The sequence below is a fragment of the Chryseobacterium sp. SIMBA_028 genome (genome assembly GCF_046535285.1).
Taxonomy (GTDB): Bacteria; Bacteroidota; Bacteroidia; order Flavobacteriales; family Weeksellaceae; genus Chryseobacterium.
In genome coordinates, this window is record NZ_JAWRWZ010000023.1 from 1 (window position 1) to 22,201 (window position 22,201).

The 22,201-nt window shown below is 33.6% G+C and carries 23 protein-coding genes and 1 tRNA gene; 21 read left to right on the forward strand and 3 right to left on the reverse strand.

Annotated elements, in window-relative coordinates:
• Positions 1-127: 127 nt before the first annotated feature.
• The 6 genes from SCA31_RS21660 to SCA31_RS21685 all read left to right on the forward strand — a co-directional run bounded on the left by SCA31_RS21660 (position 128) and on the right by SCA31_RS21685 (position 7,197).
• The gene (locus SCA31_RS21660) at positions 128-421 is read left to right on the forward strand and encodes a hypothetical protein (protein ID WP_410699116.1); all 294 of its coding nucleotides are present in this window, start codon (positions 128-130) and stop codon (positions 419-421) included.
• Positions 422-433: 12 nt separating this feature from the next.
• Positions 434-697 (forward strand): hypothetical protein, encoded by a 264-nt coding sequence (locus tag SCA31_RS21665; protein WP_410699117.1) that lies wholly within the window; start codon positions 434-436, stop codon positions 695-697.
• 299 nt (positions 698-996) lie between these two features.
• Complete coding sequence (locus tag SCA31_RS21670; RefSeq protein ID WP_410699118.1) at positions 997-2,274, forward strand: GTPase-associated system all-helical protein GASH; 1,278 nt, start codon at positions 997-999, stop codon at positions 2,272-2,274.
• 4 nt (positions 2,275-2,278) lie between these two features.
• Complete coding sequence (locus SCA31_RS21675; RefSeq protein WP_410699119.1) at positions 2,279-3,250, forward strand: TRAFAC clade GTPase domain-containing protein; 972 nt, start codon at positions 2,279-2,281, stop codon at positions 3,248-3,250.
• Positions 3,240-4,097: a hypothetical protein gene (locus SCA31_RS21680; RefSeq protein ID WP_410699120.1), complete on the forward strand. Its 858-nt coding sequence runs from the start codon at positions 3,240-3,242 to the stop codon at positions 4,095-4,097. The genes SCA31_RS21675 and SCA31_RS21680 overlap by 11 nt, the downstream gene beginning before the upstream one ends.
• Positions 4,084-7,197, forward strand: a complete 3,114-nt coding sequence (locus SCA31_RS21685; RefSeq protein ID WP_410699122.1) for a hypothetical protein — start codon at positions 4,084-4,086, stop codon at positions 7,195-7,197. The genes SCA31_RS21680 and SCA31_RS21685 overlap by 14 nt, the downstream gene beginning before the upstream one ends.
• Positions 7,198-7,460: 263 nt before the next feature.
• Here SCA31_RS21685 and SCA31_RS21690 read toward each other — a convergent pair.
• Together SCA31_RS21690 and mce are read right to left on the reverse strand one after the other, a co-directional pair.
• Positions 7,461-7,534, reverse strand: a tRNA-Ile gene (locus SCA31_RS21690).
• A gap of 62 nt (positions 7,535-7,596) precedes the next feature.
• Entirely contained in the window at positions 7,597-7,995 is a 399-nt protein-coding gene (mce, locus tag SCA31_RS21695) for a methylmalonyl-CoA epimerase (RefSeq protein ID WP_109623010.1), read from the reverse strand.
• Between the two features lie 93 nt (positions 7,996-8,088).
• Between mce and rbfA the strand changes: the two genes are divergently transcribed.
• The 8 genes from rbfA (at position 8,089) to SCA31_RS21735 (ending at position 16,254) form a co-directional block, all read left to right on the forward strand.
• On the forward strand, positions 8,089-8,448 hold the full coding sequence (gene rbfA / locus SCA31_RS21700; protein WP_076356227.1) for a 30S ribosome-binding factor RbfA: 360 nt from the start codon (positions 8,089-8,091) through the stop codon (positions 8,446-8,448).
• A 3-nt stretch (positions 8,449-8,451) separates the two neighbouring features.
• Positions 8,452-9,657 carry an ABC transporter permease gene (locus tag SCA31_RS21705; RefSeq protein ID WP_410699124.1) on the forward strand — a complete coding sequence of 402 codons (1,206 nt, stop codon included), beginning with the start codon at positions 8,452-8,454 and terminating at the stop codon, positions 9,655-9,657.
• An 80-nt stretch (positions 9,658-9,737) separates the two neighbouring features.
• Positions 9,738-11,534, forward strand: a complete 1,797-nt coding sequence (locus SCA31_RS21710; protein ID WP_410699126.1) for an endonuclease — start codon at positions 9,738-9,740, stop codon at positions 11,532-11,534.
• Positions 11,535-11,597: 63 nt separating this feature from the next.
• Positions 11,598-12,335 carry a shikimate dehydrogenase family protein gene (locus SCA31_RS21715; protein WP_410699128.1) on the forward strand — a complete coding sequence of 246 codons (738 nt, stop codon included), beginning with the start codon at positions 11,598-11,600 and terminating at the stop codon, positions 12,333-12,335.
• 74 nt (positions 12,336-12,409) lie between these two features.
• Positions 12,410-14,212: a DUF349 domain-containing protein gene (locus SCA31_RS21720; protein WP_410699130.1), complete on the forward strand. Its 1,803-nt coding sequence runs from the start codon at positions 12,410-12,412 to the stop codon at positions 14,210-14,212.
• Positions 14,213-14,275: 63 nt separating this feature from the next.
• Positions 14,276-15,301, forward strand: a complete 1,026-nt coding sequence (gene ribD / locus SCA31_RS21725; RefSeq protein WP_410699131.1) for a bifunctional diaminohydroxyphosphoribosylaminopyrimidine deaminase/5-amino-6-(5-phosphoribosylamino)uracil reductase RibD — start codon at positions 14,276-14,278, stop codon at positions 15,299-15,301.
• Positions 15,302-15,363: 62 nt separating this feature from the next.
• Positions 15,364-15,528, forward strand: a complete 165-nt coding sequence (locus SCA31_RS21730) for a bacteriocin-like protein (RefSeq protein ID WP_410699133.1) — start codon at positions 15,364-15,366, stop codon at positions 15,526-15,528.
• A gap of 123 nt (positions 15,529-15,651) precedes the next feature.
• Positions 15,652-16,254 (forward strand): IMPACT family protein, encoded by a 603-nt coding sequence (locus SCA31_RS21735; protein ID WP_410699135.1) that lies wholly within the window; start codon positions 15,652-15,654, stop codon positions 16,252-16,254.
• A 155-nt stretch (positions 16,255-16,409) separates the two neighbouring features.
• On the opposite strand, the gene SCA31_RS21740 is transcribed toward SCA31_RS21735, so the two are convergent.
• Positions 16,410-17,120: a zinc metallopeptidase gene (locus tag SCA31_RS21740; RefSeq protein ID WP_410699137.1), complete on the reverse strand. Its 711-nt coding sequence runs from the start codon at positions 17,118-17,120 to the stop codon at positions 16,410-16,412.
• Between the two features lie 104 nt (positions 17,121-17,224).
• Between SCA31_RS21740 and SCA31_RS21745 the strand changes: the two genes are divergently transcribed.
• The 7 genes from SCA31_RS21745 (at position 17,225) to nuoE (ending at position 22,198) form a co-directional block, all read left to right on the forward strand.
• Positions 17,225-18,361 (forward strand): GNAT family N-acetyltransferase, encoded by a 1,137-nt coding sequence (locus SCA31_RS21745; RefSeq protein WP_410699139.1) that lies wholly within the window; start codon positions 17,225-17,227, stop codon positions 18,359-18,361.
• A gap of 87 nt (positions 18,362-18,448) precedes the next feature.
• Positions 18,449-18,625 carry a hypothetical protein gene (locus SCA31_RS21750; RefSeq protein WP_162926200.1) on the forward strand — a complete coding sequence of 59 codons (177 nt, stop codon included), beginning with the start codon at positions 18,449-18,451 and terminating at the stop codon, positions 18,623-18,625.
• Positions 18,626-18,747: 122 nt separating this feature from the next.
• Positions 18,748-19,119 carry an NADH-quinone oxidoreductase subunit A gene (locus SCA31_RS21755; protein WP_076356209.1) on the forward strand — a complete coding sequence of 124 codons (372 nt, stop codon included), beginning with the start codon at positions 18,748-18,750 and terminating at the stop codon, positions 19,117-19,119.
• Positions 19,120-19,238: 119 nt separating this feature from the next.
• Positions 19,239-19,799, forward strand: a complete 561-nt coding sequence (locus tag SCA31_RS21760; protein ID WP_002983540.1) for an NADH-quinone oxidoreductase subunit B — start codon at positions 19,239-19,241, stop codon at positions 19,797-19,799.
• A gap of 6 nt (positions 19,800-19,805) precedes the next feature.
• Positions 19,806-20,300: an NADH-quinone oxidoreductase subunit C gene (locus tag SCA31_RS21765; protein WP_410699141.1), complete on the forward strand. Its 495-nt coding sequence runs from the start codon at positions 19,806-19,808 to the stop codon at positions 20,298-20,300.
• Between the two features lie 61 nt (positions 20,301-20,361).
• Entirely contained in the window at positions 20,362-21,585 is a 1,224-nt protein-coding gene (gene nuoD, locus SCA31_RS21770; RefSeq protein ID WP_109623032.1) for an NADH dehydrogenase (quinone) subunit D, read from the forward strand.
• 103 nt (positions 21,586-21,688) lie between these two features.
• The gene (nuoE, locus tag SCA31_RS21775; protein ID WP_076356203.1) at positions 21,689-22,198 is read left to right on the forward strand and encodes a complex I 24 kDa subunit family protein; all 510 of its coding nucleotides are present in this window, start codon (positions 21,689-21,691) and stop codon (positions 22,196-22,198) included.
• Positions 22,199-22,201: the final 3 nt, after the last annotated feature.

The window sequence follows — 22,201 nt, forward strand, 5'->3', positions numbered from 1 at the left end:
ATTTAAAAATTAATCTCTTATGAAACACTCCTTAAGTGAAAGCCTAAATCAGTACACTTTTTGCTGACGATTTACACCTGAACTGGAAATTGCAATTAACGGCTCAACTAATACGGAAGACAATAAAATGCTGCTTGAAGCTAAAAAAGTTACAGGCAATATTATTGGAATTTTTGACGAGCGAGATTATACATTCTCTTTATATACTGTTTATGAAGATAACGGAAAAACATTTGTAAAAACTTCTTTTAAAAACGGTCAATCCATGATAGAAGAAATAGTAAAAAGCAATGTTAAAAATGGAATAAAATTAATTAACAAAGACGGAGGAAGCCAAGGAGAATATTATATTTTAAATAATAACATTCTTGAATTTTACAACAAAGAAGATAAAATGTTTACGAAAGGGGTTAAACTTTAATAAATATATTTCATGGCAGAATATAGAATAAACTCACAAAATGATACAATTAATTTAATCCTTAAAGCATTAGAAGAGGTTTCTGTGGGAATAGGATTTTCAGTCCTGTGCGATATCGAAGTTATAAAAGGTAAAGATTCTTCTACTATTATTTTTAAGACAAAAGAAGAAAGAGAAATTAAACAAAGTGACTTTTTTATGTTGGGGTATTTTGTTGGGAGAGATTTTGAAGAAAAAGTATGTGATAAATGCAAACAAATAAAGTCCTTGAATTAAAAATGTATTAATTCCGATCAAATATTGTAAAAATTAATAATTGAATCACTGGAATTTGAACTTACTTATTATATTTATGGTTTACCATAATCTAAAGTTGTAAATTTTCGTTAATTTACAACTTTTTTAATAACTATTTAGTAATCCTAAATAAAGATAAAATATAGGGAAAATACCTATTTATATCATTTACTTATTTTATTTATCTTGCCCTATAATTAAGAATAATCTTACGACCTATAATTTTCAAGATCGCTTGGTCATTTTATTATTCATTTCTAATTTTTAAATTTGTTAAAATGCAAAAAGTTGATATGACAGAATTTCTACAAAAGATATTAAAAGCAAACCTATTTGATATAGGGGATCACGATACCAGACTAGAACAGTTAAAAAATTCGATTAATGATTTAGTTGAAACATTAGAAAAAGATACTTCATTAATTCCGGTTTATACATTGGCTACTCTTGATCCAAATACTTCTGATACGGAACAAGTATTTATTGATACGGAGATTATAATTACAAAACATTGGGAAGCTCTAAGAGTTAGACATAATGAAATGCCCAAAAATATTATTAGAGGAGTAATTATTGCTGCTTTATATCAACTTGGTAAAAACAATAGTATTACGGCAAGGATAATTTATTTAACTGGGATTAATTTTTTCCCTTATTTAAAATTAGGAAGTGAGAAAGATATAGTCCAAGAAATGCTTTTAGAATTGAGCGAAATTGCAGAAAAAAATGCAATTGAGGAATGGGGACTAACTAATGAACTAAATACATTTAAATTACCTACCTTAAAAATAAATGATTTCAAATTTGGAGAGTTTAAATTAAATAAAAACCAATTAAAAACGGATTTAACGACAGCAATAGGAAATAATAGTGGTGGTTATGGGAGTAATCATGGGGGGGCTTCTGCATGGGGACCACATTATGCTAGTAATGCAAGTGAAGGTATTAATGAATTTGTTAAAGATGCATTAGTTAGTTTTAGCTCATCGTTATCCCCAACCTCTATTGAAACGCCAATAAATAAATTTTTTACTGACTTTAAAAAATCACTAGATGAAATCTTAAATAAATCTTTTTCACAAGTAAACTCAATTAGAATGAGAAGTGATATACTTTGGTGGAAAGAATCTTTTTATTCTGAATCATATAATGATAGTTATAGGAATTTAAATGAATTTATTTTACCATTTGCTGCCGCAAGAGACTTATATTTTTTAGTCCCAAAGACTACACCAATAAGTGTCGATTATTTATTGAAAGAAGTTTTATTTTTAGTAAGTGATAAGAATAGTAAAGATTATACTTTTAAGTCACTTCTTGAAGCACTAAATACAAAAGAAATAAAAGAAGTATTGTCTCCTTTATTTAAAAATATTTCTACCTATAAAGGAAAAATAAGTTTAATAGATTTTATTACTCTTTTAATTAATGATAAGGTGAAAATTTCTGATTTTAAATCAAGAACAGGAATTGACGGCAAAGAAAAAATAACAAATCTTAATATTGCGATTTGGATCTTCCACGATTTAATGGTTAAACACTTAATTGAAAAGTAATAATATGGCAGATAAATGTTCTCAAGATTCCTGTTTTCCAGATGATACGGGCTGCAATATTGAGGGGTGTGATAATTTTACAGATTGCAAATATTACAATGCTATATTACTTGACGGAGAAGAAATAAATAATGTGGGTGGGGATTTTACAAAAGTATCATGGACAGGTAATTCATTTGGCTTAGAGGATTTGAAATTTTTAACCGCTTCCTCTAAAACAATTATGGTAGGCGTAACTGGTGCGGCAAGTGCTGGAAAAACAACCTTCTTAGCATCCCTATATTGTCTGATAAGGAATGGTGAAAAAATTGGTGATTATGATTTCGCAGGCTCATTAACCCTAAATGGATGGGAAGATATTGCTTGGTATCTAGGATGGACAGATAAAGGGAAGGTTCAATTTCCTCCCCATACTACTAATAATGCAGGACGTGTTCCAGGGTTATTACATTTAGCATTGCGAAATTCAACTAATGAAAAAATTAATCTAATTTTTACAGATGCACCAGGAGAATGGTTTGATCATTGGAGAAACAATACTGGTGGAGAAAGTTCGAAAGGAGCTAAATGGATTCATGAAAATAGTAATGCTTTTTTATTATTCGCAGATTGTGAAATGCTTTGCGGAGAAGAAAGAGGGATAGCTAAATTGCAAATTAATTCTGTTGCTGATAGACTTCTTGAATATATACACAATCGACCTTTGGGATTAATTTGGTCCAAATCTGATGTGATAATTAAGGATGTTACAAAAGATCAAATATTAGAACATATAAAACAAAACGTTCCAATTTATTTTAACAATTTTGAGACAAGTGTTAAAGGCGGAGTAGATAATGTTTTTCACAAAAATATTTTAAGATCAGTAGAATGGTTAATTGATTCTATGATTAGTACTAAAAATAGAGAACTTGAAATCCCATCACTTATTCCAGATGATTTATTTTTATCAAAAAGATTAATAAATGGCAGATAATAGTAAGAATAATATATTAGTGATTGGAGGACCTAATGTTGGAAAGACGCATTTTGGAGGTCAATTATATGGTCGCTTAAATAGTAAAAAATTCACTTATAAATTAAATACTGATAATCGACCTGATGATTTAACTATTTTCGAAGATGTATTAGATAAATTGTATCGAGGTAAACGTGCTGGACATACTGAAACTTCTGCAAACAGAAGTGTTGTATTAAATGTTACAGATGACGAAAATAATAATATTATATTTTCTTTTCCAGATTACGGAGGTGAGCAAATAAGAGAAATCGTTAATGGACGGAAAGTTAATAAATTATGGAAGAGATATATTGAAGATAGTACAATTTGGATGTTATTTGTTCGTTTAGATGACTTATTGGTAATAGAAGATATTATTGCTCAAGGTATTCCTGACTCAAAGGAGATAGAGAAAAGAAAAAAAACTGCTCCTCCGATAAATGTATCTGATGCTGCTTTTTTTGTTGAATTACTTCAAATGCTTTTGTATATTAAAAAAATTCCTATTTCTAATAAGACGAATTTTCCTAAATTAACAATAGTGTTGTCATGTTGGGATATTTTAGAGTTGGAAGCTGGGATATTACCAAGTGATATTTTAAATATTAAAGTTCCAATGTTGTTTCGCTTTATTAAAAACAATTGGTTAGAAAATAATTTTAATATTATTGGATTGTCTTCAACTGGGAAATCTTTAACTGACGAAGCTGACGAAGAATACATAGATGAAACACCAATAAATTTTGGATATATGATTGACGAAAATGGAAATAGAGAAAGTGATTTAACATTAGTAATAAAAAGTTTAATTGGAACAGAATAAAATTATAGTCCATCAGGCATTTTACGGAGAAGTTAATAAAGCACATTCATGTATTCGTCAAACAATAAATGATGTAGAAATTAAATCTTTTTTAACTTCGTTTACTGATAGACCAGCAGCATTACCAGTTGGACAACAGTTATTACCATATTTGTCGGCAAGCTCCTTTTTTAATTATTATTTTATATGTAAAACTATTCCAGACTTAAAAGCAAGTAGATCTGGAATGGTATTTTCACATGTTTTAATATTTCAAGTAGATGATCTAGATAAGATAAACAATATAGAAGGCATACTAAAATATCTTGTAGATAATATATATATACCTGAAAATCTAGCACCCTTAGAATTCGACATAAATGAAGTGCAGTATTTTGAAAGAAGTAAACGGCAACCAAAATATATTCAGCAATTTATAAATTCATTTATATTAGGAACTAAGCCTATTCTGTTTAGTGGATCTATTGGCTCTTTTAAAAATATACTGCAAGTATTATGGAATGAACCAGATTTTTTCAAAAGACAAGATCTAAAATTTAGAGCCAGCTTTACACCCTCTGACCTAGAAAGAGATAAAGATTTAACAATAGTTACGATTCAAAAAGAGTTTTTAAATAAATGGCAGGGTACTGAATTAATTTCAGATAACGATAACAATTTGATTGATATTGAATCACCCACAGAATTATTATTTCTAGGTTTTAAAGAACATAATCTATTTTATAACTTCCTAGTTGATTTAAATAGCGACTTAACTCAAATAAGAAATTTCTCACAATACGGAAAATTATATGAAACTTATAATCAGCTTAAAACGGTTAATAATGCTGATTTATTGAGATCACAAATAAGGCTTATTTCTAACTTTTCACCACACCAAAGCCAAGGGAAAATTATTAAACATAAATTTCTTACACATTTTTTAATGCTTATTGATAAAGGTATTGATAGGAATATTAAGGCTTTAAAAAATATTAATTGGGATAGTTTTGAAAATGGACAAAAACTTGTGTGTGAGTCAATTTCTAATTTTCTGATACGCAAGTTAAATTCACCTCAAGTAACAATTTTTGAGCTTGCTGAAATCGTTAATTTGGCTATTGGTGAAAGTAATATGAATTGGTGGCATAGAACAATAGTTGATGTCATTAGGAATTGCTTCCAAGATCAACAAAAGCAAGTTATTGATAATTTCTGGAAGCTTATCGATTCTTCACAAGAAACTCTAAAGAACATATTGACTATAATTACACCAATAGAGGAATGTGAAAAAATATTATTAAGTTCTTTTCCTAATAGTTTAAAAAGTGAAATTAACGAATCATTGCTATCTAAATCTATAGACAATAAATGGTATTTGTTTCATGCAAAACTCTTACTAATAGAATATCCAATTGAGGTAAGTATTATTAGGCAAATCGAATTAGAAAAAAATCTTAATTTGGAAATTTCTAATGGAACGAAATATTTGGTTAAACAATTATCTGATGAGGAATTATTATCTTTTACTTTAAACAATAACGAGATAAAATTAATTGATTTAATTGTAGATAGAATACTTAATAATAAATCATTAATGAAAGGTTTTAATCCATATAATGGAGCTTGGTTAGAGATGTGGAAAAAGTTAATATTAAAGAAGAAAGAAGTATTTTATGGTATTCACGGAAAAGAAAAGGAAACAGTTAATTTTGTATTGGATAATATTCTTAAAGATGCAAGCTTTGATTTTGATATCTTAGATTTAATTTCTATTTCGACATTTTCTGATATTTCTGAATATGTTAATAGGAAAGATATTTGGAATAAAATGCCTGCTGATATAAGAGACCGATTTATCTCTTCCACAGCACCAACGGTTCTAGATAAACTTAATAAAGAGGAAATTGAAATTAATGATGTTGAGGATGAATTAGTAAGATATATTATATCTGATGGGTTTATGGGTAAACTATTAAATCAAGAGAAAGATAATTTTGAATATGTTCTCAAAGTTTATGAAAAATTCAGAAATCTAAAGGATGGTTATTTAGCGGATTATATTAGAAACTACCAAAAAGATATAACAGAAGAACAATCGCTTAGGTTAGGGAATCTTGTTAGAGAACAAAATTTTGTTAATTCTGCTAGAATAATAGAAGATAAATCCAAATATAAAAATTGTTTTAAAATAGCAAATGATGCTTGTAAAAGTATTCTCAAAATTGATTTATTTGAATCTATATTGGGTTTCAACTTATTTGGGAAAGAGAATAAAGAAAGATATAAAATTGATAGAATTATGGAGCAAAATATAAAATATAAAGCAGTAGCTCTTCCGGTTGTTGTAATTCTAACAGCAATAAAGGAGGAATATAGAGCAATTAGAGAGCATTTAATAGATATTATTGATGCCGATGAAAACGATACATCTTATGAAAAAGGCATTTTCAAATATGGGGATAAGGAAATAGCTAATATTGTTATTAGGGAATGTGGACCTAAAAATACAACTGCTTCTCAAGAAGCAGAAAGAGCTATCCAGTACTTTAAGCCTAATGCAATGTTTTTTGTTGGTATTGCAGGATCAAGAAAACCAAATGATTTTGTTATTGGGGATGTAATTTTCCCTGAAAAAGTATATTCTTATGAAGGAGGGAAATCTGAAGAAAAATCATTTGTTGCTCGACCTGATATTGCAGCAATGACTTATACATTAATTGAAAAAGCCAAAAAAGAGAGGAATAAAGATGATTGGAAAAGTTTAATAAAAGGAAATTGGGAATTAGAATCTGTCAAAGCTGATTTGGGAGTTATTGCATCTGGAGAACAAGTTGTTGAACACTATGATTCGGAAGTAGGGGTTATTTTAAATAAACATTTTAACGACACTTCTGCTGTTGAAATGGAGGGGTTTGGATTTGCAAAAGCAGCAAATAAACAGGGACGAAATACTAGAAATATGGAAATAGGTATTGTAAGAGGTATTTCAGATATTATAGAACGATCTAGTACGATAAAAGAAGATAAGGAAGATAAGCGACCTGCTGATGCAAAAGCTTTTGCTTCTGCAACAGCGTCTGCATTTACCTTTTGGTTAATTTTAAAAACTTTTAGTTAATATTTATTGGCTGTACAATAAATATTATTGCTGCAATCCTGAAATGATAATACAAACAGTAACACATTTATTAAATTTCTTGGGCAATTGATTAAATAATTAGTTTGTGGTTTAGAAAGACTTTTCTTTAAAAAGCAATACTTAGAGAAATACAACACTTGTATTTTTAACCAATAGAATTACTTTTAGTACATTTTTAGTACAAATAAAAACAGAAAACCCTCGTAAGTATTTAATTTACAAGGGTTTTTCTTTTCAAAAAGTGGTCCCACCTGGGCTCGAACCAGGGACCACCTGATTATGAGTCAGGTGCTCTAACCAACTGAGCTATAGGACCTCAAAACTTGGTTAAATTTTGTGTTTGCAAAAATAGTAAAAATTATTTCACTACAAAATTTTTTATTGCTTTTCTTGGCAAAGTTCTACCAGCACCCCGTTTGTAGACTTCGGATGTAGGAATACAACTAATTTATTATCAGCACCTTCTTTAGGCTCTTCAGAGATAAATTGAAATCCTTCTTTTTTTAATCTTTTTACTTCCTCTACAATATTTTCTACGCCAAAAGCCAAATGATGGATGCCTTCACCCTTTTTTTCGATGAATTTTGAGATTGGACTTTCGGGATTACTGGCTTCCAGTAATTCAATTTTGCTTTCTCCTGTTTCATAAAAAGACGTTACCACGCCCTCTCTTTCTACAGTTTCTTTTTTGTAGGATTCTTTTCCTAATAATTTGGTAAAAAGCTCATCAGAGATCCCCAAAGACTTTACGGCAATACCGATATGTTCTAGCTTCATAAATAGTAATAAGTATAATTAAATCGTAAATTTGATACTCCGGCTGAATTTCAAAGTATCAATTCAAACAAAAGTACTAAATTTGCATAAATTATGGAAAGTAACAGACAAAGAAAAGTAGCACAAATTATTCAGGAAGACTTCGCAGAGCTTTTCCGTAAACAGGCTTCAGAGAGTAAGCAAAGTATATTGGTATCCGTTTCAGATGTAAAGGTAACGGCAGATTTGGGTATTGCTAAAATTTATTTAAGCATTTTCCCACAGGAATTCCGTTCTGCTGTAATGAAAGAAATAGAGGAAAACAAGCCTCAATATAGAAATTTCATTGGTCAGAAAATGGCAAAACAGGTACGTATTATACCACAACTTAACTTTTATCTTGACACTGCTCTTGATGATGTTGAAAAATTGGAAAGAGAATTAAGAGGCGAAGGTGACAACCCTGTTTTGTAGATCTTGAAGAATATTCCATTTTACATAGCATCCAGATACCTTTTGGCAAAAAAAGGCAGTACCGCTGTTACGTTCATTACGTGGCTTGCAGTAGGTGCCATGACGGTTGCTGTGGCTGCAATGTTCGTGATCATTTCCGTTTTCTCAGGTCTTGAAGATTTGAATAAGGACCTTATCTCTAATCTTCATGCAGATCTGACCTTAAAAAGTGCTTCAGGAAAAACCATTAAAAACTTTGATCAGGTTGGTAAGGTTTTAAGCGATAATAAAGAAATCCTTAACTACTCCCGTATCATTGAAGAAAAAGTATATATCAATTTCAACGGAAAAGGTGACATTGCTTATTTAAGGGGGGTAGATTCTGCTTATATCAAGGTAAACCCCATCAATAAAGATGTGTTCTATGGAACCTATCCAAGTTTTAAGTATTCTAATGAGGTATTAATGGAAAATAGTCTGGATAACAGATTATCAATTCCTGTTGATTCTTCCAACCATTACGCAACGGTCTTTATGCCGAAAGCCGGAACCGGAATTATCAATAAAGAAGAGGACATTTATAATAAAAGGGATATTCTGGTCACAGGGGTATTCCCGGGGAAAGATCAACTGGACAATTACATCATCTCTCCTATTGAACTTACCGAGGAATTATTAAGCCTACCAAAAAAGTCGGCCTATCAAATTGTTATTAAATTAAAAAATCCGGAAAATGCAGATGCAGTAAAGCAAAGCCTGCTTTCATCTTTTGGGAAAAGCATTGAAATTAAAACCAAGGAAGAAGAAAACGCTGCTTTCTGGAAGATGATCAATACTGAAAAGATGTTTATCTACTTAATTTTTGCATTGGTAATCTTCATCACCACATTTAATCTTGCCGGAGCCATCATTATTTTACAGCTTGATAAAAAAGAACAGGCAAAATCACTTATTTCATTAGGTTTCCCTTTAAGTCATTTGAGAATGACCTATTTCTATACAGGAATTCTTATTGTTGTTTCCGGAGTCATTACAGGATTGATGCTTGGAACAGCCTTATGCTATTTCCAACTCTACACAGAATTCTTCAGAGCCAATGAAGTATTACCATTCCCTGTAAAAATAGTAGGCAAGAATTACTTGATCGTAGCACTTACTGCTTCCCTATTTGGGTTTGCCATTTCCTGGTTCTTTTCAAAGATCAGCAAAGAGTATATTACTAAAAGTTAATATACAATATTTTCACATTTCGTTAAATTAACCCATTACAGTTTCGTTTTTTTGTACCTTTACGGCCCAATTTTAAAGAAATGAAACGAATTTTATCTTTTTTCTTATTAAGCTTTGCATTCATTAACGCAATCGCACAAGCTCCTCCTGGTTATTATACTCCGGCAGTGGGTTTAACAGGAGCTCCTCTTAAAACAGCTCTAAGAGAGATCATCAAGGCAGGGCACCAAGACAAAGGCTATTCTGGCTTGTGGACAGCCTATCACACAACTGATCGTGATACAACGTATGAAAATGATGGAACCATATTAGACATCTACTCTGAAAACCCTAATGGACCTGATCCTTATAATTTCAATGTAGGGACCAGCCAATGTGGACAGTATTCTGTTGAAGGACAATGCTATAACAGAGAGCACATTGTTCCTCAAAGTTTATTCAATGAAGCATTCCCTATGAAATCTGACATTCACTTTATCCGTGCTACAGATGGGAAGGTAAATGGCATGAGATCTAGCTACCCTTTCGGAAAGGTAGGAAATACAGTTTCTTATACTTCCCAGAATGGCTCTAAAGTAGGAAATTCAGATTCTCCCGGATATTCAGGGATTGTATTTGAACCTATTGATGCATTCAAAGGAGATGTGGCAAGAATGATTTTTTATTTTGTAACAAGATATGAAACACAACTTGCAGGCTTCTCTTCCGGAGATATGCTTGGAGGATCTGCTTTTCCAGGTCTTCAGGATTGGGAACTTCAGCAACTTTTAGCCTGGAATGCCATGGATCCTGTATCCGATGCAGAAACGGCTAGAAACAATGCAGCATATACATTTCAAGGAAACAGAAATCCTTTTATAGATAATTCGGCCTATGCTCAAATGATTTGGGGAAGCCCAATTGTTGACAACCAGGCTCCAACAGCGCCTACCAATTTGGCAACCAACACGCCTACTTCAAGCTCAATCTCACTAAGCTGGACTGCAGCAACAGATAATATTGGGGTAACGGCTTATGATATCTATGTAAATGGTACATTGAAAACTACAGTATCTGGCACATCTACGACTGCTACAGTAACAGGATTACTTCCACTTACATCATATACATTCTACGTCATTGCCAGAGATGCTTTTGCAAATAATTCACCACAAAGTAATACAGCAATAGGAATCACTCTTGACGGACCTGCTACAGGAGGAGGAAACTGTGGAACAGAAGACTTCACTAATATTCCTACATCTACCAACCCTGCTTATAATACAAGAGTATGGACCAACAATAACATAACGTGGACTGCAACAGATGCAAGAATTGATCAAACCATCAACGGTAAAGCAATCACCCTTAGAAATGGTACTTTAACAAGTTCACCGATTTCAGGAGGAATCCAAAGCCTTACCTTAACCACTCAATTAAAGTTCAATGGAGATGCTGGAAATATCAATGTTTTTATTAATGATGTGAATGTAGGAACTATTCCTTATAGCGCAACAGTAAAAACCACCACAATCAACAACATTAATGTAAGTGGAAACATTACTATTAAGCTTACCAATTCATCTACAGAAGACAGACCTGCTTTGGATGACTTAACCTGGACATGTTACAATGGATCATTAGGAACCAGTGAAACAGCAAAAAGCAAGTCTGAGTTCACAATCTACCCTAACCCGGTAAAGAATAATGAACTGTTTGTAAAAGGTGAAAACCTTAGCAAAATTGTAAAAGCAGAGATCTATGATCTTTCAGGAAAAGTGATTGAAGTGATAGCGAATCCTTTCAAAAACTCAAACAAGATTAATTTAAAAGGGTTGGTAAAAGGAACTTACCTTCTAAAAACAGATAATTTCTCTACCAAATTCATCGTAGAATAATTATTACAAAATATTTCAAACCAAAGGCCGGATTTATCCGGTCTTTTTTTTAATTTTGATCATATGGATTCCAATAAAAAATTAGGATTAATAGGACGTAATATTTCCTATTCCTTTTCTAAAAAATTCTTCGAAAATAAGTTTCAAAAGCTTATGCTTAAAGACTTTTCCTATGATATTTTTGATCTGAATGAAATTGATGAAGTGGAAAACCTTTTTTCTTCGCCTGAACTTTTAGGGTTCAATGTAACGATCCCTTACAAGGAACAAATCATTAGTTACCTTGATACATTGAGTGATGAAGCTGAAAAAATAGGAGCCGTAAACTGTGTTTTGATTGAAAATGGTAAAAAAACAGGATATAATACGGATGCTTTCGGTTTTGAAAAAACGCTCTTCCTCCATAAAAAAAACTCACAGGACAAAGCTTTGATTCTTGGTAACGGAGGAGCTGCAAAGGCAGTAAAATATGTACTGGATAAACACAATATCCCATCCAAGACGATTACAAGAAGCTCTGAAACAAACTTTGAAAACCTTGATGAGGAAACCGTTCGGGAGCATAAAATCATTGTGCAATGTACACCAGTGGGGACATTTCCAAATGTTGAAGATTGTCTGACATTCCCTTTTGACGGGCTCTCTAACGAACATTTGGTTATCGATTTAATATATAACCCAAACTATACCCAATTTATCATCAAAGCCTCTGAAAAAGGAGCAAAAACAGTAAACGGCTATTATATGCTTGAGCAGCAAGCAGAAAAAGCTTGGGAAATTTGGAATTTTCAAAAAAAATAACATAAATTAGTACTTTAATTGGCCTTACAGCTATATTCAAAGGATATTAACGCCACTCACATAAAAGATTTGCTATGACTACAGAAAACAATCTTTCTGAAAACGAAGAAAAGAAAAATCCTAATGACGTATCTCAGGAGACCTCAGAGAACACTATTTCTCATGATGTAACCCCACATGAAGATGATGCAGAACACCTGGAAGAACATGAAGAAGTTGAAATCTCCCTGACTGATGCCTTAAAGGAAATGGAAACAATCATCAACACTCAAAATGCTGGTGAAAATTTCAAAAGATTCAATCAGTTAAAAGAAAAAGCAAGTCATTACATCCATGATGAAGTGGAAGATAAAAAACATGAATATGTAGATGCCGGAAATGCTCCTGAAAACTTTAGTTACGAGCACCCGTCACAGACTAAATTTTCGGCCTTGGTCAATATTTTTAGAGAAAAGCATGACAACTTCCAGAAAGGACAGGAAGAAGAGCAGAAAAAAAATCTTGAACACCGTCAAAGCATTATTGAAAGATTAAAAAACCTTTATACCAATTCTGAACCGGGAACCAACCTTTTCAAATCCATTCGTGAGATCAAAGAAGAGTGGTCAAAAGCCGGACAGGTTGCTAAATCTGAGTTTAAAATCCTTAACAATAACTATTTCCACCACCTGAATCAATTTTATCAGATGCTGGATCTGAATAAAGAATTTTTAGAGCAGGAATACAGTCACAATCTTGAAAAAAGACAGCATATCATTGCCCGTGCTCAGGAACTTGAAAATGAACCTGTCATTCAGAAAGCTTTGAATGAACTTCAATATCTTCATAAGCTTTGGAAAGAAGAAGCAGAACCTGTAGCAGAAGAATTCCGTGAGAAAACATGGGAAGAATTCAAGGAAATTTCTAATAAAATTCACGAAAGAAAATCTGAACTTTCAGCATCCATAGAAAAAGAACAAGGTGCAAATCTTGAAAAAAAGAACGAAATCATTGCTGAAATCCAGAAACTTTCTGAACCCGCGGAAACACCTAACCACAACTATTGGCAAAACGCCATTAAAAAGGTGGAAGATCTGCGTTCCGAATTTTTAAAAACAGGAAGTGTTCCAAGAAAACTTTCCAACCAAAATTGGAATGATTTCAAAACAACACTTAGAGGCTTCAATACAACCAAAAACAACTATTATAAGTCTTTAAAAGGTTCTCAGCAAGCGAATCTGGAAGAAAAACTTAAATTAATACAAACTGCTCAGGACAATAAGAGCAATGAAGAGTGGGATATTTCTGTTCCATTATTCAAAAAGCTTCAGGAAGACTGGAAAAAAGTGGGTCACGTTCCAAAGAGCATGACGAATAAAATCTGGGATGAATTCCGTGATGCTTGTAATGCTTTCTTCAACAATTACAGAGAAAAGAGCAATACTTCTACAGATAACTGGAAAGAGAACTATAAAAACAAAAAAGCACTTCTTGAAGAGTTAAAAACAGTTTCCAACGATGAAGGAAGCATTGAAAAAATTGAACAAATCAAGACATCATGGAATAATATCGGGAAAGTTCCTAGAGATAAAATTTCAATTAATACAGAGTTCAATAAGACCTTAAGAGAAAAATTAAAGATCAATAAAATCAATGAACTTGAGCTTAAGGAAGAAGGTTTATCTGAAAACCAACTTACCGACAAGGCAAGAAAGATCAAAAACCAAATCTCTGATCTTGAAGGAGAAATTGTAAAACTGGAAAATAACCTATCTTTCTTCAACAAACCATCAAGGGAAAATCCTCTTTTAAGAGACACTTACAACACCATTGATGAAAAGAAAGCTCATCTGGAAACATTAAAGCAGAATCTCCACAGCATCATTGCCGGAGAATAAACCTTAATAAAACAAATAAAGGCGGAGCAAAGCAATTTGTCTTCGCTTTTTCTTTTTACCAACATGAACAACGACGAATTATATATTAAAAGATGTATTGAGCTGGCTCAAAAAGCTCTAGGCAAAACCTACCCCAATCCCCTTGTGGGAAGTGTAATTGTACACCATGGAGAAATTATTGGCGAAGGCTACCATCATAAAGCTGGAGAACCACACGCTGAGATCAATGCCATCAATTCTGTTGAAAATAAGAGCCTGATTCCTGAGTCAACCCTCTATGTTTCACTGGAACCCTGTGCCCACTATGGAAAAACGCCACCCTGCGCTTTAAAAATTAAAGAACTGGGCTTTAAAAAAGTAGTCATTGGCGCTATGGACTCCCACGACAAAGTTAACGGAAAAGGAAAAAAAATTATTCAGGATGCAGGGATTGAAGCCGTTTCGGGGATCCTTGAAAAGGAATGTACTGAACTGAATAAAAGATTCTTCACCTATCATGAAAAGAAAAGACCCTACATTATCTTAAAATGGGCAGAATCTGGTGACGGTTTTTTAGACAAAGATTTTAAACCTACTTCCATATCAAACGCTTTGGTTAATCAGTTTGTTCACCAGTTAAGAGCCGATGAACATGCCATTTTAGTAGGAACACAAACGGCATTACATGACAACCCTGGCTTGACGGTAAGAAATGTTGAAGGTACAAACCCAATCAGAATCTTAATTGATTTTGATTTAAAAGTTCCCCAGCATTTTAAGATCTACAATGATGAAGCAAAAACACTGGTTTTAAATACCATCAAAGAAGAAACTGAAAACAACATCCAATTCATTAAAATCGGAAAAGAAAATTTTCTTACAAATTTAATAGAAGCTTTATACAGAGAACAAATACAATCTGTCATTATTGAGGGAGGCTGTTTTACGTTACAACAATTTATTGATGCTGATCTTTGGGATGAAGCCATTCTCATTAAAAATGAAAACCTAAAGCTGGGAAATGGCACGAAAGCCCCCAAATTTGACCATACAGCCTATAAAATAGAAAACTACAGGGATAATACCATTTCTTTTTTTAAATCAAAATAAAGCAATTTATCACCCGTGCATGAAATAATTTCTTTATATTAGTAATACCAAAAAATATTACCATGAAAAACATACAGAAAGTTTCAAGACAAAATTTAAAAAAAGTACAAGGAGGTATAGCCCCTAAATGTTGTTCATACTATCCGCCTGCATGGCAACATTGCTGCCCTACTCCATCCAACATGAGCTGCCCGCCACCTTGGGTAGACGGAAGTTTTCCTTGTTAAAATAATATAGATACAAATCAAAAGAGCGGAAACGCTCTTTTTTTATTAAAGGACTTTTTTACGAATACACATGGATAGTGAATCTTAAAGCTTTAAATTTGCAAAACTAACTGCTGAGAGGAAATGTTTGAATACAAAACCATAGAAAAACCCATAGAAAATACTCTGTTAAAAGAAAAAGGAAGCAAGTTCATAGGATTTGCCTACCCTATTAACAATGAAAAAGAATTAAAGGCTGCATTGGAAAAGGTTAGAACGGAGCATCCAAAGGCCACCCATCATTGTTATGCTTTCAGAATGGGATTAAGTGGTGAAAACTACAGAGCCAATGACGACGGAGAACCCTCAGGAAGTGCCGGGCTCCCCATCTACAATCAGCTACTGGCCAATGAAGTTACCAACGTACTGGTTATTGTAGTTCGTTACTATGGCGGAACCAAACTTGGAGTTTCCGGATTGGTAAAAACCTACAAAGAATCAGCAAAGATTACCCTTGAAGAAGCCAGCATTATCACAAGAGAACTGGAAACAGAAATTGAAATTCAGTTTAATTTTAATCAGCAGAATACAATTTTCACGCTCCTTTCAAAATTTGATGCCAAGGTTGTTAATTTCGATGCGAATGAAAACTGTATCCTTACAGCTTCATTAAAACTCGCACAAAGAGAAAGCATCTCAGAAAAATTATCTGAAATGCAACATGTATCATTTGAGTTTAGTGAATAACAACCTTTATAATCAAAAATAAATAAAAGGCTTACAACTTATCTATAGCCAATTCTATATTTGACATTCTTTTAGCAAAACCTTTTATTTTACAGCATAAAAAAACATCTCAGAAAACTATCTGAGATGCTATATATTTCATTTGATCTTAATGATTAATCTCTTCTTCCTCCAAGAAGTAAAGATCCCCAGTAAAGAAGTTGGGCTAAAGATCCCAAGGCTGCTACCACATATGTTCTTGCTGCCCATTTTAAACTATCCTGAACCCCTACAAATTCTTCAGCAGTTACAGTTCCTGTATCCTTAAGCCACTTCATAGCTCTATTACTAGCATCATATTCTACCGGTAACGTTACAAAGGCAAAAAGAGTTGTTACTGCAAACATTGCTACTCCAATCGCTAAAACAGTTGTATTACCATTTGGATTTTCAATTGTTCTTGAAGCTGCCATTACTGCGATTCCCGCTATAAGGACAAACTGCATCAGATTGGAACTTATGTTGACAATAGGAACCAACTTGGAGCGCAGGTTCAACATTGAATACCCTCTTGCGTGTTGTACAGCATGCCCGCATTCATGGGCTGCCACAGCTGCTGCAGCTGCATTTCTTTGCATATATACTCCTTCGGAAAGGTTTACTGTTTTATCTGCTGGATTATAGTGATCCGTTAACTGTCCGGGAACTGATATTACCTGAACATCATTAATCCCGCTATCTCTCAACATTTTCTCTGCTACTTCTTTCCCCGAAAGGCCGTTTCGCAGATGTACATTGGAATAATATTCAAATTTTGATTTCAACCTGGATGAAACCCACCAGCTCACCAGCATTGAAATACCAATAATGATATAATAACCCGCCATTTTATATAGATTTTGTGTTCAATTTTTAACCATAATGATATAAAAACTGTGCCAAAGTATACGATATTATTATTTATATTTGTCCTCAAATTACCTCAAAAAACATGTCTACAATTTCAATTATTGAAGTAAAAACAGCTGGTCAACTCAAGCAATTCGTAAGATTTCCGATGGATTTATACAAAAATAATCCATACTACGTTCCATCCTTTATTAAAGATGAAATAAAAATCTGGGATACAAAAGAGAATCCGGCCTTAGATTATTCTGAATCCAAACAATTTCTGGCCATAAAAGACAATAAGGTAGTTGGAAGAATTGCTGTCATTATTAATCATAAGGAAGAAAAAGAATTAGGCATTAAGAAGGTGCGATTTGGCTGGATAGATTTCATTGACGATGCTGAAGTTTCCAAAGCTTTAATTCAAACGGCAATCGATTATGCCAAAGAACATAAAATTGACAAGATTGAAGGTCCAATGGGCTTTACCAATCTTGACAAGGCAGGTATGCTGACTATGGGATTTGATAAACTAGCAACTATGATTGGAATTTACAATCATTCCTATTATCCAAAACATCTTGAAAACCTAGGGCTAGTAAAAGAAAAAGAATGGGTAGAATATGAAATGAATTTCCCTAAGGTCCTTCCTGAAAAAGTAGAAAAATTCAGCGGGCTGATTGCTCAAAAATATAAACTCAGCGTTCTCAAATTCAAATCAAAGGAAGAAATCCTCCCTTATGTAGAACCCATGTTCAAGTTATTGGATGAGACCTATAAACATCTTTCTACCTATACTCCGATTTCAGAAGAACAAATCAAGACTTACAAAGAAAAATACTTTCCTCTTATTGATAAAAATTATGTAATATGTGTAGTGGATGAAAACCAGCAATTGGTTTCTTTTGCTATTACGATGCCTTCTTATTCTAAGGCTTTGCAGAAGTCTAAAGGGAAATTATTTCCTTTCGGATGGTGGCATTTTTTACAGGCCAGCAAGAAAAATGATCGTGCCAACTTTTACCTTATCGGAATTCATCCCGAATATCAGAGACGTGGCGTAACAGCAATTATCTTTAAGGAAATTTTTGTACGATTTACAAGTATGGGAATTAATTTCGCAGAAACCAATCCTGAACTTGAAGAAAACAAAAGTGTACAGGTTTTATGGCAGGATTACAATCCTGTAAATCACAAAAGAAGAAGAACCTACTCATTGATGATAAATGATGAGCAATAAGTAATGAGCGTGGGTAATGCTTTCATTTTCATTACCCAGCAACCATTATTTACTACCTGCAATCTTTAAATTCTCTATATTTACTCTATGAAACCACAGCTTATCATCTTTGCTATTTTAATCGCAGGATTTATCATTTATAATTTCTTCCTACAATCACAGGATGACAGAACCAATACTGTGATCAATATTATTTTTGCCAGTCTTCTTTTTGGATATATCTCATTCATGGCATATTCTCTTTTAAAAAAAATGAAGAAATAACTTGTTATTTTTATTGATTCTAAATTGTAATTTTTCCACATTTTCAGCCGACTTTTAAGCTGATAAATTTCACCCTTTCTTGTTTATTCGCTAAATTTGCAAATTGAGATAATAATGCAAAAATGAATTTACCTGAAAGTTATATTCCAATCCTTATCCAGGCAGGTGTAGCAGTAGCATTCGTAGCTGTTTCTTTACTTGGAGCACATTTCCTAGGTCCAAAGCAGAAAAAAGGAGATTCTGTAAAAAACCAAAGCTGGGAATGTGGGGTTCCTAGTGAGGGAAATGCAAGAACACCGTTTTCTATCAAGTACTTCCTGACTGCGGTATTGTTCGTACTATTCGATATTGAAATCGTATTCTTTTATCCATATGCGGTAAACTTCAGAGAATTCGGCATGGAAGGATTCCTGGCTGTACTTACATTCGTTGCGATCTTCTTCGTGGCGTTTTTCTATGTATGGAAGCGTGGTGCCTTAGATTGGGATAAATAAAAGTAAAATTACGAATTGTGAATGATGGATTTTGGATCGCAATTCTTCAAAAGAAGATTTCTTAGAAAAATCATCCAAAATTTTTAATTCAAAATCTAAAATTTAAAATCATCTACAAGATGTCAGATAAAAAACCAGTAATAAGAACAGATGCACCTGCTCCCGAAGGATATGAAGGAGAAGGGTTTTTCGCAACAAAACTGAGCAGTGTAATCGGGATGGCAAGGAAGTTTTCACTTTGGCCATTACCATTTGCTACCTCTTGTTGTGGTATTGAGTTTATGGCTACCCTGAACCCGACTTATGATGCTTCAAGATTTGGTATGGAAAGAAACTCTTTCTCTCCAAGACAAGCAGATATGCTGATGGTTTGTGGAACTATATCAAAAAAATTAGGACCGGTCCTTAAAGAAGTTTATACTCAAATGGCTGAACCCAAATGGGTAGTAGCTGTTGGAGCTTGTGCTTCCAGTGGTGGTATTTTTGATACCTATTCTGTTCTTCAGGGAATAGATAAAATAATTCCGGTGGACGTTTATGTTCCTGGATGTCCTCCAAGACCAGAACAAATTATTGAAGGGGTAATGCAGGTACAGGCTCTTGCGGAAAGCGAAAGCATTAGAAGAAGAGATATGCCTGAATATCAGAAATTACTAGATTCTTACAACATAAGCAACTAAACGGAAATGACAAACGAATTTGTATTAGAAGCAATTACCAGAGAATTTCCGGAATCTGTTATTTCAAGTTCAGAGCCGTATGGAATGCTGACTATTGAAGTGAAAAAAGAAGATATCAAGAAGATCATTCATTATCTTAAAGATTCATCTTTGGAAATCAATTTCCTTACTGATGTTTGTGGAGTTCACTATCCTGAATTTCCTGAAAAGGAAATAGGCGTAATCTACCATTTACACAATATGATGGCTAATTTCAGATTACGTCTGAAAATCTTTATGTCCAGAGAAAATATTGAAGTAGATTCTCTTGTTGAATTATATGCCGGAGCTAACTGGATGGAAAGAGAGACGTATGATTTCTACGGGATTAAGTTTAAAGGACATCCTGATCTTAGACCTATCCTGAATATGGAAGATCTTGGATACCATCCAATGTTGAAAGAATATCGACTGGAAGACGGTACAAGAACCGACAAGAATGATAATATGTTCGGAAGATAAAAAGCAAATGGCCAATGGTATCCAGCCAATAGCCGGAAGCAAATAGCTAAAAGCAATCATTATGAAAGATAACTCATTATCTAATATACTAAACCAATACGAAAGTAAGGAACAGATTGACGGACAACTATACACCCTCAATTTAGGACCTACCCACCCTGCTACTCACGGGATTTTCCAGAATATCTTAACGATGGACGGAGAAAGAATCCTTCATGCGGAGCAGACAGTAGGATATATCCACAGAGCATTTGAGAAAATTTCTGAAAGAAGAAACTATTCTCAGATTACTACTCTTACTGACCGTATGAATTACTGTTCTGCACCAATCAACAATTTGGGCTGGCACATGACAGTTGAGAAGCTGATCGGCGTTAAAGTTCCAAAGCGTGTAGACTATATGCGTGTTATCTTGATGGAGCTTGCCAGAATTGGAGACCACCTGATTTGTAATGGAGTAACCGGAATGGACTCAGGAGCAATTACAGGTCTTACCTATATGTTCATCGAAAGAGAACGTATTTATGATATGTATGAGCAGATCTGTGGAGCAAGGATGACCACCAATATGGGAAGAATCGGAGGATTTGAAAGAGATTTCACTCCAAAATTCCATGAGTTATTACAAGACTTCTTAAAAACATTCCCTGCAAGATTTAAAGAATTTGGTACGTTACTAGAAAGAAACAGAATCTTTATGGACAGAACCATCGGTACAGGAGCTATTTCTGCCGAAAGAGCATTAAGCTACGGTTTCACAGGTCCCAACCTACGTGCAGCAGGCGTAGATTACGATGTAAGAGTTGCAGAGCCATATTCATCATACGAAGATTTCGACTTTATTATTCCTGTAGGAACTTCAGGAGATACTTATGACCGTTTCATGGTTCGTCAACAAGAAATCTGGGAATCCCTTAAAATCATCAACCAAGCATACGACAACCTTCCGGAAGGACCATTCCACGCGGATGTTCCTGATTTTTATCTTCCCGAAAAGGCAGATGTATATCAGAAAATGGAAGCATTGATCTACCATTTCAAAATCGTGATGGGAGAAACTGATGTACCTAAAGGAGAAGTGTACCATGCTGTAGAAGGTGGAAACGGAGAATTAGGTTTCTATCTTGTGAGTGATGGAGGAAGAAGTCCTTACAGACTTCACTTCAGAAGACCATGTTTCATCTACTATCAGGCATATCCTGAAATGATTACAGGTTCTGTAATTTCAGATGCCATTGTAACGATGTGTAGTATGAATATTATTGCGGGAGAATTAGACGCATAACAATTGTAAAAAGTACCATTGTAAAATGTATTTATGATTTTACAATGATCGAATAAATAAGTCATTAGTACATTGTACGTTGTACAATAATACATTTAAAAAAATGAGCGAAACAATAGCTTTTAAACCGGAAAGTTTAGCACAGGTACACAAAATTATCGCGAGATACCCTGAAGGAAGACAAAAGTCTGCCCTTCTTCCTGTACTTCACTTAGCACAGAAAGAATTCGGAGGATGGTTAGATGTTCCTGTAATGGATTATGTTGCAGAACTATTAAGTATCCAGCCAATTGAGGTATATGAAGTGGCTACTTTCTATACGATGTTTAATATGAAGCCGGTGGGTAAATATGTTTTGGAAGTTTGCAGAACAGGACCTTGTATGGTTTGTGGAAGCGAAAAGATCCTTGACCATATCAGAACCAAACTGAACATTAAAGATGGAGAAACTACTGAAGACGGTATGTTCACATTAAAGCCAGCTGAATGTCTTGGAGCTTGTGGATATGCGCCAATGCTACAGCTAGGTAAATTCTTCCATGAAAATTTAACGATAGAAAAAGTAGACGAAATCCTTGATCTTTGCAGACAAGGACAACTTGCTTTAGACTAATAA